At 72.5% G+C, this 13,219-nt stretch carries 12 protein-coding genes; 8 read left to right on the forward strand and 4 right to left on the reverse strand.

Annotation, left to right across the window (positions count from 1 at the left end; genetic code table 11):
• Window positions 1-131 precede the first annotated feature (131 nt).
• The 3 genes from ACRDTB_RS13955 to ACRDTB_RS13965 all read left to right on the forward strand — a co-directional run bounded on the left by ACRDTB_RS13955 (window position 132) and on the right by ACRDTB_RS13965 (window position 6,076).
• Window positions 132-4,409: a S8 family serine peptidase gene (locus tag ACRDTB_RS13955; RefSeq protein WP_431430629.1), complete on the forward strand. Its 4,278-nt coding sequence runs from the start codon at window positions 132-134 to the stop codon at window positions 4,407-4,409.
• Between the two features lie 189 nt (window positions 4,410-4,598).
• Complete coding sequence (locus tag ACRDTB_RS13960) at window positions 4,599-5,840, forward strand: MFS transporter (RefSeq protein ID WP_431430630.1); 1,242 nt, start codon at window positions 4,599-4,601, stop codon at window positions 5,838-5,840.
• Window positions 5,841-5,866: 26 nt separating this feature from the next.
• Window positions 5,867-6,076: a KTSC domain-containing protein gene (locus tag ACRDTB_RS13965; protein WP_431430631.1), complete on the forward strand. Its 210-nt coding sequence runs from the start codon at window positions 5,867-5,869 to the stop codon at window positions 6,074-6,076.
• A gap of 13 nt (window positions 6,077-6,089) precedes the next feature.
• Here ACRDTB_RS13965 and ACRDTB_RS13970 read toward each other — a convergent pair whose 3' ends face one another.
• Together ACRDTB_RS13970 and lipA are read right to left on the reverse strand one after the other, a co-directional pair.
• On the reverse strand, window positions 6,090-6,761 hold the full coding sequence (locus ACRDTB_RS13970) for a DedA family protein (protein ID WP_431430645.1): 672 nt from the start codon (window positions 6,759-6,761) through the stop codon (window positions 6,090-6,092).
• Window positions 6,762-6,881: 120 nt separating this feature from the next.
• Window positions 6,882-7,886 (reverse strand): lipoyl synthase, encoded by a 1,005-nt coding sequence (gene lipA, locus ACRDTB_RS13975; RefSeq protein ID WP_431430632.1) that lies wholly within the window; start codon window positions 7,884-7,886, stop codon window positions 6,882-6,884.
• 82 nt (window positions 7,887-7,968) lie between these two features.
• On the opposite strand from lipA, the gene ACRDTB_RS13980 reads away from it, so the two are divergent.
• The 3 genes from ACRDTB_RS13980 (at window position 7,969) to ACRDTB_RS13990 (ending at window position 10,834) form a co-directional block, all read left to right on the forward strand.
• Window positions 7,969-8,415, forward strand: a complete 447-nt coding sequence (locus tag ACRDTB_RS13980; protein WP_431430633.1) for an NUDIX domain-containing protein — start codon at window positions 7,969-7,971, stop codon at window positions 8,413-8,415.
• 60 nt (window positions 8,416-8,475) lie between these two features.
• Window positions 8,476-9,915, forward strand: coding sequence for an AAA family ATPase (locus ACRDTB_RS13985; protein ID WP_431430634.1), 1,440 nt, complete (start codon window positions 8,476-8,478; stop codon window positions 9,913-9,915).
• A gap of 85 nt (window positions 9,916-10,000) precedes the next feature.
• Window positions 10,001-10,834: a DUF7192 family protein gene (locus ACRDTB_RS13990; RefSeq protein ID WP_431430635.1), complete on the forward strand. Its 834-nt coding sequence runs from the start codon at window positions 10,001-10,003 to the stop codon at window positions 10,832-10,834.
• A 2-nt stretch (window positions 10,835-10,836) separates the two neighbouring features.
• On the opposite strand, the gene ACRDTB_RS13995 is transcribed toward ACRDTB_RS13990, so the two are convergent.
• Entirely contained in the window at window positions 10,837-11,307 is a 471-nt protein-coding gene (locus tag ACRDTB_RS13995; RefSeq protein WP_431430636.1) for a hypothetical protein, read from the reverse strand.
• Window positions 11,308-11,405: 98 nt separating this feature from the next.
• Here ACRDTB_RS13995 and ACRDTB_RS14000 point away from each other — a divergent pair, with 98 nt between their 5' ends.
• A complete protein-coding gene (locus ACRDTB_RS14000) occupies window positions 11,406-12,005 on the forward strand; it encodes a TetR/AcrR family transcriptional regulator (protein WP_431430646.1) in 600 nt (199 codons plus the stop codon).
• A gap of 7 nt (window positions 12,006-12,012) precedes the next feature.
• On the opposite strand, the gene ACRDTB_RS14005 is transcribed toward ACRDTB_RS14000, so the two are convergent.
• Window positions 12,013-12,888: a LysR family transcriptional regulator gene (locus ACRDTB_RS14005; RefSeq protein WP_431430637.1), complete on the reverse strand. Its 876-nt coding sequence runs from the start codon at window positions 12,886-12,888 to the stop codon at window positions 12,013-12,015.
• A 139-nt stretch (window positions 12,889-13,027) separates the two neighbouring features.
• Here ACRDTB_RS14005 and ACRDTB_RS14010 point away from each other — a divergent pair.
• A partial coding sequence (locus ACRDTB_RS14010) for a hypothetical protein (RefSeq protein WP_431430638.1) occupies window positions 13,028-13,219 on the forward strand: 192 nt, incomplete at its 3' end.

Genomic DNA, 13,219 nt, shown 5'->3' on the forward strand with positions numbered 1-13,219 from the left:
ACGACGACGTGTCTTGTGGACGTGTGTCATTCGGCATCCGGGCTCTGATGGCTACCCCGTGCGGCGCATTGACGGTGGGTGAATCTCAACCATTCTCAAAGGAGCGAAATCTCGCACCTTAGGAGGCGTGAATGCCCCGGTTCCCCTTACCAAGACGCAGACGCCGGCACAGAGGCCTGACAAGACCCTGGCTGGCCGTCGCCACCGCGGTCGGCCTGTTCGCCGCACTCACCCCGTCCCACCCCCCGAAGGACGTCGCCGCCCCCATCGCGCCGGAGCTCGTCGCCGAGATCGAAGCGGCCGAAGAGGGCGAGCCCGTCCAGGCTCTCATGATGCTCCCGAACGCCGCCGGGCTCTCCGGCGACCGCGCGGAGGTCCTCGCCACCCTCCGCGACCATGCCACCGAGACCCAGGCCCACGTCGAACAGGCGATGGGTGAGACCGCCGCCGTGGTGAACCGCTTCTGGCTCACCAACATGCTGCTGGTCGAGTTCCCCGCCGACACCGACACCCTCGACTCGCTCGCCGCCGTGCCCGGCGTGGCGCGCCTCATCCCGAACTTCGAGCTCACCGCCCCCGAACCGGTCCCGAGTGCCGCGGACGTCACCCCGGCCGCCGAGCTCACCTGGGGCCTGCAGAAGATCGAGGCCGCCCGGGTATGGCAGGAGCTCGGTGTCACCGGCAGCGGCGTACGCGTCGCCACCCTGGACACCGGCGTGGACATCACCCACCCGGACCTCGCGGGCAAGATGGTGACCGACGACCCGAGCGACCCCAACCACCCCGGTGGCTGGATGGAGTTCGACGGGTCGGGCAACCTCGTCCCGTCGGCGCCGCACGACTCCGCGTACCACGGCACCCACGTCTCCGGCACGATCTACGGCGGCGCGACCTCGGGCACCGCGATCGGTGTCGCGCCCGGCGCCGAGATGATGCACGGCCTGGTGATCCCCGGTGGCGGCGGCTCGTTCGCACAGGTCGCCGCGGGCATGCAGTGGGCCGTCGCGCCGACCGACGCGGCGGGCGACCCGGCCGGGCGACCCGCCGACGTGGTGAGCATGTCGTTGGGCGGCAACGGTTTCCACGAGGAGATGATCCAGCCGACCCGGGCCATCCGCGCGCTCGGCTCGTTCCCGGCCTTTGCCATCGGCAACGACTGCGGCTCGCTCGGCACGGCCAGCCCGGGCAACGTGTTCGAGGCGGTCGGCGTCGGGGCCACCGACAGCGACGACAACGTCGCGTCGTTCTCCTGCGGCGGCGTGGTGCGCAAGGACCAGTGGACCGACCCGCCGGCCGAGTGGCCGGAGAGCTGGGTGAAGCCCGACCTCTCCGCGCCGGGCGTCGACGTGTACTCGGCCTCGCCGGGTGGCGGCTACCGGACCCTGTCCGGCACCTCGATGGCCACCCCGCACACCGCGGGGACCGTCGCGCTGATGCTGTCGGCGGGCGGTGACCTGCCGGTGTCCGAGGTGCTGGACGTGTTGGCGGACACGGGGTTCTGGGACGACCGGTACGCCACCGCCCCGCCGGACACCCGGTTCGGCCGGGGCCGGATCAACGCGTACGAGGCGGTGCGGTTCGTCGCCATGAACTCCGGAGTGCAGGGCACGGTCACCGACGTCGCGACGGGCGCGCCCGTCTCCGGCGCGACGGTCACCACCGAGCCGGGCGGCCGCGACGTGGTCACCGGCGCGGACGGTACGTTCACCACCCGGCTCGAGCCGGGCGACTACACCGTCACCGTCGAGGCGTTCGGCTACGAGGCGGCCACGGCGAACACCACGGTCGTCGCGGACTCCTTCGCCACGGTCGACATAGGTCTCACCGCGCTCCCGAGTGGACAGATCACCGGCAAGGCCACGCTGGACGTGTCCGGCGCCGGCCTGCCCGGGGTCACGGTGACGCTGCTCGACGTGCCGGTCGACTCGTCGGCGACGACCGCCGCCGACGGCGGCTACACGATCAGCGGTGTGCCGGAGGGCACCTACCGGGTCGCGGCGACGCACCCGAGGTTCCGGGCGCCCGCCGAGGTCGAGGTGACGGTGACCGCCGGCCAGGCGGCCACCGTCGACTTCACGTTCGGGGTGCCGCCGCGCACGGTGGCGATCGTGGACAGCTCGGAGTCGCGGGCCAACGAGTACCGCGACGTCGTGTTCGCGACACGCGGCATCGAGACCGCCTACTACGACTGGGACGAGCTGGACGAGGCGGCACAGCACGCGACGGTCGTGCTCGGCTACGGCACCCTGTCGTCGGACTACGACCCGGCCAGGTTCCAGGCGTTCCTGGACGCGACCGACGCCAACGGCACCGGCGTGATCTTCACCGACCACGCCTACGCGTCGGGCAACGGCATCCGGCAGCTGTCCACGCACACGGGCCAGCCGGTGTCGACCGACCGCAGCACCGGTGGCAGCACGTCGGCCGAGTCGTACTACGAGGTGACCGCGGAACACCCGATCTTCGCCGGTCACGCGGTGGGTGACCAGATCCCGCTCGACAACAGCGGCCAGCCGAAGTGGGTGGCCTGGTTCGACGGCTACTCGGGCGAGGGCAGGCAGACCATCGCCGGCCTCGGCCGTACGGCCGACGGTGTGCTGGGCGGCGGCATCGGCGTCGACGAGCGGGCCACCAACCGGCACGTGCTGCTGTCGCTGCACGGTGTGTCGGCGACCCGCGGTCCCGAGGACTGGACGCCGGAGGCGACCGAGCTGTTCCTGAACGCGATCACCTGGGCCTCGCCCGCACCGGACCCGAACCAGCCGTACTACGCCCTGCACGACCTGCGGGTGTCGCCGGGGCTGGTCAAGGCCAGTGAGAACGTCACGGTGTCGGTGCAGGTCAAGAACGTCGGCAAGGCCGCGGGCACCTACAACGCGGAGCTGAGAGTCGGCGGCGCTGTCGAGGCGACCACCCCGGTGCAGCTCTCGGCGGGCCAGTCGAGGACCGTCACGTGGACGGTCGACCCCGACACGCTCGGCACCTTCGGCGTGGAGGTCGAGTACCTGACCGGCTCGTTCCGGGTGCGCGCGCCGAGGGTCGACCTCGTCGCGTCCACAGTGGACGCGCCGGGAGCGGCCGCGGCCGGCGCGCTCGCCGGGGCGACCGTGGAGCTGATCGCCGACGGTCAGGTCCATCCACTCGGGACGACCGACGCCGCGGGCAAGCTGTCGTTCGAGATCCCCGACCCGGTCGGCCGGTACACCCTCGTGGTGCGCAAGCCGACGCCGGCGGACGGTGGCGACGCCTACCTGCTGCACCGGGAGATCACCGTGATCGACGACGAGACGGTCTCGTTCGCGCCACGGGTGCTCGCGGGCGGCACGCGGGCGGCCGCCGGGTCCATCGGCGAGGACTTCGCCGTGCGGGCCGACATCGCGCTGGACGCCACCGACACCCGGCACACCGGCTCGGTGTTCCTGCGGCCGGCGGGCACCGCGCCGCACGGGTACCGCTACGAGCCCGGCACGCTGGTGGCGACGCTGGACCGGTACGAGGCGGTGACCGTGCACGCGGTACGGCACCTCGAGCAGGACTGGTTCCTGCCGAGCACGGTGGTCGGCGGGCTCGACTGGATCGACCCGTACGACGTGTCGTTCACCTTCGGCGGCCCCGCCGCCGTCTCGGTGGGTGACGTCGCGGTCGACGCGGACGGCCAGGCCACGGTGGACTGGTCGGTGACCGACGCGCACGGCATGCCGTTCGCCACGGTGATGGCCTCCGATGTGCGGCCCTTCCTCAACCTGCCGCAGCGCGCGGCGCTCGAGGACGTCGAGGGCCTGGTACGGGCCGCGGTGCCGAACGAGCTCAAGCCGATCCTGCGGCTGTTCTCGCCGGAGGGCACCCCGGTGCGTGCCGGCGAGATCGACTGGAACGCGCGGCCGTTCACGTTCACGCTCGACCCGGACACTCCGAACGGGGCGTACCCGTTGGCGCTGGACGTCGACACCGGCGGCTACTCCGGTGACCTCACCGGGGAGGCGCTGCTTCGGGTCGGGCCGCAGCCGGCCGCCCAGGTGTCCATTTCGGACACTCGGGGCACGTTCTCGCCGGGTGAGCGCACCCCGTACGACGTCCGCGCGGTCAACAGCGGTACCGCCGACTCCGGGCCGATGACCTGGACGGTACGGATCGCCGCCGACCACGCGGTGGCGCCGAAGGATGTCGTCCTTCGGCAGCTGGTCGGGGACACGTGGCAGCGCGTGCGGCTGACCCGTGACGGCGACGCGCTGGCCGGCGCGGTCGTCTCCGACGCCGCGGTGGCCGCCGGGGCGGAGCGCACGTGGCGGATGTCGTTGCTGCTGCGCACGACCGGGACGTACCACGTCAGCGACACGTTCACCGGCGGCGGTGTCTTCGTCACCAACGCCGACGAACTGGTGGTGGCCGAGCCGGTCGGCGTCCGGTAGGTCCGTCTGGTCCGTCTGGTCCCGCGGCGCCGCCGCGGGACCAGACGGCCGTGGTGATCACGCTGGCCGGTGGCCGCGCGCCGTAAAACGGCAACAGGGAAACGGAAGCCCGCGCTAACGGCCGACCTCCTAGGACCGATTTGTCACGTGGGGTAGCTGCCTGACGTCGACGCGTACTGGGGGTACGGGATGCGGACGGCGACCGAGCGACCGGTCCGGCGCGCCGGCATGCCGTACCTGATCTCGGCCATCTCGGTCTCGAACCTCGCGGACGGCATCGGCAAGACAGCGTTTCCTCTGCTGGCCGCCAGCATGACCCGCGACCCGGTCGTCATCGGCGCGCTCTCCGCGGTCGCCGTCCTGCCCTGGCTGCTGTTCTCGATCGCGACGGGCGTGCTGCTGGACCGGGTCGACCGCCGCCGGGCGCTGGCGCTCGCGAACCTCGCCCGGGCCGTCGTGATCGGGGCGCTCGCGGTCGTCCTGGTAGTCGGTGCCCAGACGATCTGGCTCGTGTTCGTGGCGGCGCTGCTGGTCGGCACGGCGGAGACGGTGGCGGACAGTGCCGGTAACGTGCTCATCCCGTCGGTCGCGGGCCGGGAGCGCCTCGACCGCGCCAACGGCCAGGTGCAGGCCGCGGAGGTGGTCGGCCAGTCGTTCCTCGGGCCGCTGGCCGGCAGCCTCACGTTCGCGGTGTTCGCCGCGTTCCCGTTCGTGCTCAACTCGATCGGCTTCGCGCTCGCCGCGGCACTGCTCGTCGGCATCGCCGGCAGCCACCGGCCGGCCCGCGTCCCGGACCCGCGGCGGGCGGAGCACGGCGACGTGCGGGACGGGCTGAGCTGGCTGCGCGGCAGCCCGCTGATCGTGCGCCTGATGGCGATCGCGGCGGCGCTGGGCCTGACCTCGGAGCTGGCCGCGAACCAGCTGGTCCTCTACGTGCTCGACGACCTGCGGCTCAGCGAGAGCATGTTCGGCGTGTTCGCGGCGGCGTCCGGGGTGGGCGGGCTCGTCGGTGCCGGTGCGCCGAAGCTGCTGCGGGTCATGTCGCGGCGGGCCGTGCTGCTGGGCGGCATGGGGGTGGCCGGCGCGAGCTTCCTCGGCATGGGGCTCACCGGTTCGCCCGTGCTCGCCGCCGTGTTGTTCGGCGCCTTCGCGGTCGGCATCGTCGCGGTCAACGTCGTCATCGCCACGGCACGACACATCGCGGTGCCGGACGGGTTGCTGGGCCGGGTGCTCGGCATGTGGCGGACCGCCGTGTGGGGCGCCATTCCGGCCGGCGCCCTGCTGGGCGGCGTCACGACCCGGCTGTTCGGCAGCGCGAGCGCGACGTTCCTGCTGTCGGGTTCGCTGTTGCTGGCGGTCTGCGTGGTGGCCGTCCCGACGTTGCGCCGCTTCGGCCGCGACCTGGTTCCGGACGCCGGCCGTCCTCGATGACGCGTGCCGAAGGGAACAATGACGCCGTGCACCGCCGACCGATCGAGTCCAGTGTTCTCGCGGAGGTCGGTTACGACCAGAAGCGCCGCCTGCTGGAGGTCAAGCTGGTGAGCGGCGCGATCTACCAGTATCTCGACGTCCCGGCCCGCGAGTTCATGGCCCTGCTCGCCGCGGAAAGCCGCGGCCGCTACTACAACACGATCATCAAACCGAACTACGCCTACCGCCGGCTCTGACGGGTTCGCGTGCTCAGGCGGGCTCCAGCTCCGTGTCGTCGTCCGGGCGCGCGGCGGCCGCCGTCTGCAGCGCTCGCTTCGCCTTGCGGCGCTTGCGCACCATGACCGTGACGATCAGAGTCAGGGCCAAGCCGCCGACGACGAACATGCCGCCGGTGGTGATCGCGCTTTCGATCCGCCTGGCCGCGTCGCCGAGGGCGACGCCGAGCGAGATGTGCAGGACCGACCAGCAGGCGGCCCCGGCCACGACGGCCGGCAGGAACTTGCGATAGGGCAGCCGCGCCGTACCCGCGGCCGCCGGGGTGAGCGTGCGCACGACCGGAAGGAACCGCGCGAAGAACACCGCCCACGCACCGCGCCTGCGCAGGATGCCCGTGGCCGAGTCCCAGCCCTCGACCCCGTACTTCTGGATCAGCCGTGTCTCGCGTAGCGCCGGCCCGAAGCGCCGGCCGATCGCATAGCCGATCGAGTCACCGATACCCGCGCAGACCGTGACGATCAGCCACAGGATCAGGAACTCGGGAGCCGAGTCGACCGTGGTGGCGGCGACCAGCAGACCGACCTCGCCCGGGGCGATGAAGCCCAGCCCGATCGTGCACTCGGCGAAGACGAGCCCCGCGGTGGCGCCCGCGACGGCCGCGAACGGGATGCCGCTGTTCAGCCAGTCGAGTACGTCGGTCAGCACCGCCACAACCCGGCTCCCCTCCTGTGTGGCCGCCCCCTGCGGCCGAACCGCGATCAGTTAAGCAGTACGACCGCGACCGAAACATCGGGGTTCCACCTCATCGGTGATACGGGTAGACCCTCAGTGGCGGTTCAGCAACGCACCGATCTCCTGGCTCGCCGGCCCGGCCTCCGCGAGGTGGCGCAGCGCCTCCGGCACCGCCTCGCCGCGGTGCGCCATGGCCTGCGTGTACAGCCGGCCGGCCCGGTACGACGAGCGCACCAGCGGGCCCGCCATGACCCCCGCGAACCCGATCCGCTCGGCGGTCTCCTTGTGCTCGAGGAACTCCTCCGGCTTGACCCACCGGTCGATCGGGTGGTGGCGCAGCGACGGGCGCAGGTACTGGGTGATCGTGATGATGTCGCAGCCCGCGTCGTGGAGGTCCCACAGCGCGGTGGTGACCTCGGCGGGCGTCTCGCCCATGCCCAGGATCAGGTTCGACTTCGTGACCAGGCCGAACTCCCGCGCCCGCGTGATGACCTCCAGCGACCGCTCGTAGCGGAACGCCGGCCGGATGCTCTTGAAGATCCGCGGCACGGTCTCCAGGTTGTGCGCCAGCACCTCCGGCCGCGTGCCGAACACCTCGGCCAGCTGCGTGGGCTCGGCGTTGAAGTCCGGGATCAGCAGCTCGACGCCGGTGCCCGGGTTCAGCGTGTGGATCTGGCGGACGGTCTCGGCGTAGAGCCACGCGCCGCCGTCGTCGAGATCGTCGCGGGCCACACCGGTGACCGTCGCGTACCGCAGGCCCATCGCCTGGACCGACTCGGCGACCTTGCGCGGCTCGGTGCGGTCAAGGGCGGCCGGCTTGCCGGTGTCGATCTGGCAGAAGTCACAGCGCCGGGTGCACTGCTCGCCGCCGATGAGGAAGGTGGCCTCGCGGTCCTCCCAGCACTCGTAGATGTTCGGGCAGCCGGCCTCCTCGCACACCGTGTGCAGGCCCTCCCGCCGCACCAGCCCCTTGAGCGCGGTGTACTCCGGGCCCATCCTGGCGCGGGTCTTGATCCACGACGGCTTCTTCTCGATCGGGGTCTGGCTGTTGCGGACCTCGAGACGCAGCAGCTTTCGTCCTTCCGGCGCGATGGTCACGCCGCCAGGCTACCTCGCGTCACGACACCGCCTCGGCCGCCGCATTAGGCTGCGCTGAAGGTGCGACGGGGTGGAGGTTCGGGTGCCCGCTGTGGTGGGGAGCGCTGCCGGCGCCCTGTTCTTCGACGAGCTCGGGCGGGTGCTGCTGGTCGAGCCGACCTACAAGCCGCGCTGGGACATCCCGGGCGGCGTCATCGAGTCGGGGGAGACGCCCAGCGCGGCGTGCGCCCGCGAGGTCGCCGAGGAGCTCGGCCTGACCGTCCACGTGGGACGGTTGCTCGTGGTGGACTGGGCGCCGCACCCGGACGGCGACGAGGTGCGGTTCGTGTTCGACGGCGGGCTGCTCGGCGCGGAGTCCGTGGCGGCCATCCGGCTGCAGGTCGACGAGCTGGCGTCGTTCGCGTTCGTGCCGCCCGGCGAGGTCGGCGAGTGGCTCCCGCCTCGGCTCGTCCGCCGGGTCACCGCCGCGGTCGCCGCGCGGGCGGACGGGACCATCCGCTACCTCGAGCACGCCGAGCCGTTGCGCTGATCGGGACCCCTCCCGGACCCGGTGCCGCAGGCTTGGCGCGGCGACCCGGAGGAGGACTCGTTGCGGCGGACAACCAGGCTCGAGCTGCACCAGCTGTCGGTCGAGGCCGCGCGGGCGGTGTTGCACCAGCACAACCTCGGTCAACTCGTCGACGCCGCGACGCGGCGGGCGGTGGGAGAGCGGTTCGCCGACCCGGCCGTCGCGTCGGCCGCGCTCGCGCCGCTGTCGGACGACATCCGCGACCTCGCGGCGGACACGGCGCACGCGACCGCCACGGAGACGGCCGACGCCGCGGTCCGCGACGCCCGCGCCGCGATCGAGCTGGCCCGCGAGGATGTCGCGAAGCTGGCCCGCGAGGCCACCACGAGGGCGACCTCCGCGGTGGCCGAGGCGCGGGATGAGGTGGCGACGCTCGCCCGGGAGGCGACGGCTCGTGCCGAGACGGCGGTCGATGCGGCTCGCGAGGAGGTGTCGGCGCTTGCGCGGGAGGCGAGCGAGCGTGCGGAGTCGGCGGTGCGGCAGGCCCGGGACGAGGTCACCGGCCTGGCGCGGGAGGCCTCCGCGACCGCGCGGCGTGCGGTCGACGAGGCTCGCGAGGAGGTGGTCGCGCTCGCGCGGGAGGCGACCGCGAAGGCGTCCGCGGCAGTCGAGCACGCCCGTGACGAGGTGGTCACGCTGGCCCGGGAGGCCGCCGAGAAGGCGTGCGTCGAGTTCGTCCCGGCGCCCATCGAGGTCACGCTGCCGGAGGGCCGGAAGATCACCGTCACCGGGCACCACCACCAGGTGCTGCCGGAGCTGCTGCTCGCCCTCCACGCGCGCTGCCACGTGCTGCTCGTCGGACCGGCCGGCACCGGCAAGTCCACGCTCGCCACCCAGGCCGCCGAGGCGCTCGGTCTCGGGTTGCAGGCGATCTCGCTCGGTCCGACCACGCCGATGAGCAAGGTGTTCGGCTACTTCGACGCGCACGGCGCGTACCACGACACGCCGTTCCGCCGGGCCTTCGAGCACGGCGGCGTGATGCTGCTCGACGAGCTCGACAACGGGCACCCCGGGCTGCTCGCGGAGCTCAACCAGGCGCTGGCGCTCGGCAGGTGCGCGTTCGCCGACGGGATGGTGCGGGCACACGCCGACTTCCGGCTCGTGGCCACCGGCAACACGTACGGCACCGGCGGCGACCGCCACTACGTCGGCCGGCAGGCGCTCGACGCGGCCACCCTCGACCGGTTCGTCACCATCGACGTACCGGTCGACGAGCGGCTGGAGGAGCGCGTCGCGATGGCGCACGCGCCCACGAAGAAGCGGCTGGTGCGCCAGCTGCTGACCGAGGTCCACCGCCTCCGCACGCTCGCCGCGGACAAGCGGTTGCCGGTGATCTTCTCGCCACGGGTGAGCATCGACGGCGCCAAGCTGCTCGCCGCGGGCGCGAACTACGAGCAGGTGCTGCGCTGGCGGGTCACGCGCGGCCTGTCCGAGGCCAACCGCGAGGCGCTGGGCCTGTGAGCGGGAGGGCGTGGAAGGACGCCTTACTGGCGTTGAGCGTCCGTAAGGCGTCCTTCCAAGCCCAACGGGGGTGGGGGGTGGGGGCGTGAGTGGTGATGTTGCGTTGGTGGCGCTGTTGTCCTGGCACGACTTTCTCGACGCGGCACGGGCGCCGGAGACCATCCACGGCTCCGGCCGCCACGGTGCGGACGGCTGGTGTGGTGGCTCGTGGTCCGAGGCGCTGCGGCTGGCCGTCGACGGGTGGCCGCTGGCCTTGCACGAGGCCGACGTGACGGTCGGCGCCCTGCGGGAGCGGGCCGGGATCGGCAGCTGGGCGACCACGCTCGAGCCGACCTGGGACGTGACCGGTAGCGAGGTCGACGTGGGCGCGTACCTCGCGGGGGTGCCCGAGTGCATGGTCGACGCGGTGCCGCGGCGGACCTCCACGCGCGGGCGGGTGGTGACGTTCGTGGTGCCGGCCACCTATCTCAACACGACACCGCACGAGCTGGTGCGCAACCGCGGGATCGCGCTCGCCACGCTGTGCGCCGCGATCATCGGGGCCGGGCACAGCGTGGAGATCTGGTCCGGCTGGTCGTGCATGGTCGGCCCCGACCGGCACACCGCGATGGCCCGGGTGATCTCGGCGGGCGAGCCGCTCGACGTGGGGCGGCTGGTGTTCGCGGTCGCGCACCCGCTGATGTGCCGGCGGCTGTGGTTCGCCGTGTGGGACGCGCAGGAGCGCGCGCTCGCGCGGCGGATGAACGCCGACAACTACGGGGCGCCGCCCTATCACTGCCTGCCGTCGGATCTGCCCGGCGAGGTGACCGACCCCTACATCTTCCCGTATCTGCGTCCGGACGATCCACAGTGGACGGACCTGGACGCCGCATCGCACTGGTGCCACGAGACGTTCGTGGACCTCGGCCTACTCGACTGAGCTCACCCGGACGGAACCAGGCTCGGGAAGCGCTCGACCGGGCCGCGCCGCGGGCCGTTGCGCAGCAGCGCCGTGAACGCGGCGCCGACCGCGGCCCGCTCGGCCGGGCCGTCGCCGGGTTCGGTGAGGCCGGCCGCGGTGGCGAGCATCCGCTGCTCGGCCATGGTCACCTCGCGCAGCGCCGGGTGGTCGGCGTGCTCGTCCAGCAGGCGGCGCAGCCCTGGGTTCGCCACGGCCGTCTCGCGCCAGGCGGCACCGACCGCGTCGACCGGGTCCTCGGCCGGCGTCGCGAGCTCGACCCGGCCGGCCAGCCGCAGCGACCACCGGTGGTGCAGCGCCAGCAGCAGCTCACCGGGACCGTGGAACACGTCCGGCACCACGAGCTCACCCCGCTCGACCACGGCGTCGAGCGCGTCTCTGCGCCGGTAGAAGTCGTCCCACCCCATGGTTGCCTCTTCCGTGACGTCGGTCATACCACCGGTCTTCGACATACTGGCGGTATGGTCGGACAACGCCAACGTACCACCGGTATGCCCCGGCCATGTGTCGTACGGTTGTGAACGTGGTGACAATGCGGTCGAGGCGGGTCGACTACGTCGAGTCGACCAGGCAGGCGCTGGTGGACTCGGCGCTCGACCTGTTCACCGAGCGTGGCTACGCGGGCACCTCGCTGGACGCGATCGTGAAGCGCGCGCGGGTCACGAAAGGCGCGCTGTACCACCATTTCAGCGGCAAGCAGGCGCTGTTCGAGGCGGCGTTCGACCTCGTCGAGACGGCCGCGATGAACCGGCTGACCGAGGTCGTCGACGGCGACGGCGCCGCGTGGGAGCGCGCGATGGCGGGCATCCAGGCGTACGTGGACGTCTGCCTCGAGCCGTCCTACCAACGCGTCGTGATCCACGAGGCGCCGGTCGTGATGGGCTGGGAGCGGTGGCGCGAGGCCGAGGAGCACTTCAGCTACGGCCTGGTCCGCGCGACGGTCGAGGCGCTGGTCGACGCGGGAGAGATCGAGCCGCTGCCGGTGGAGGCGACCGCGCGGATCCTGTTCGGCGCGCTGTCCGCGGGCGCGGAGACGATCGCGAGCTCGGCCGAGCCGAAGAAGGCGGCCGCGGACGTCCGCCGCACGATCGTCGCGGTGATGGAGGGCATGCGACGCAACGCGCGCTTGTGATCGATGCTCAGGCTTGTGCGGCCACGGCGAGGAACCGGGACAGGACCGGCGCGTGGTGGTCGGTGGACCAGGCGAGCGCCAGCTCCCACGGGGGCAGGTCGTCGCTGATCGGCCGGTAGACGACCGCGCGCTCGGTGGTCGGTGGGGTCGGTGCGATCAGCAGGGACACCCCGAGCCCGGCGGCGACGAGCGACACGATCGTCTGTACGCCGGCGGCCTCCTGGACGATCCGCGGTGAGAAGCCGGCGGCCATGCAGTGTCCGATGATCGCGTCCTGCACGGACGGCCCGTACGCGCGGGTGTAGAGCACGAACGGCTCGTCGGCGAGTGCGGCCAGGGGCAGGCGCCGGCGCTTGGCGAGCGGGTGCTCGGCCGGTAGCGCGGCGACCAGCGGGTCGCGGGAGATCACCCGGGTGGTCAAGGCCGGCTCGCTGATCGGCGGCCGGAGCAGGCCGACGTCGATGTGGCCGTCCCGGAGCGCCGCGACCTGGCCGAGGGTCGTCATGGTCTCCAGGTCGAGGGTGACGTCCGGGTGTGCCGTTCGGAAGGCCACGAGGAGGCGGGGCAGGGCCTCGAACGTGGCGGACTGGACGAAGCGCAGCCGCAGCGTGCCGAGCTCGCCGCGGTGGGCCCGCCGCGCGTCACGTGCCGCTTCGTCGGCGTGGCGCACGATCTCCCGCGCCGCGGTCAGGAAGATCTCGCCGGCGGGGGTGAGCCCGAACCTGCGGCGGACGCGGGTGAACAGCGGCACGCCGACGTCCCCTTCGAGGGCGGCGATCTGGCGGCTCAACGACGGCTGGGTCAGGTGCAGCCGGGCCGCCGCCCGGCCGACGTGCAGTTCCTCCGCCGTGATGACGAACGAGCGGAGATGCCGGAGTTCCATGCTCGACATCATTCCTGGTGTGCATCAAAAGCGCCAAACACTTGCATTGGACGAATCAGACCTGCCGGCCTAGCGTCGAAGGTGACGAGGTACCTCGCCAGCGCGCATCGCTTACCCGCTAACGAAAGAGAGTTGACCGATGTCCATCGTCATCCCCGCGCACCTCGCGCTCGACGCCACTCGTGCGCTGGCGTTGTCGGCACAGCCGGACGCACCGGTGGAGCCCGACCGTGTCCGGACGCGGCCTCGCGCCTTCGGGTTCCTCCGGGCCCTGCGGAGGCGGGCGAGCGCCGCGACCCCGGCCGAGCGCGGCGACGCTGCGGCCCCGGGC

Origin of the sequence: Actinophytocola sp., from assembly GCF_050699935.1 — a bacterium.
Lineage (GTDB): Bacteria > Actinomycetota > Actinomycetes > Mycobacteriales > Pseudonocardiaceae > Actinophytocola.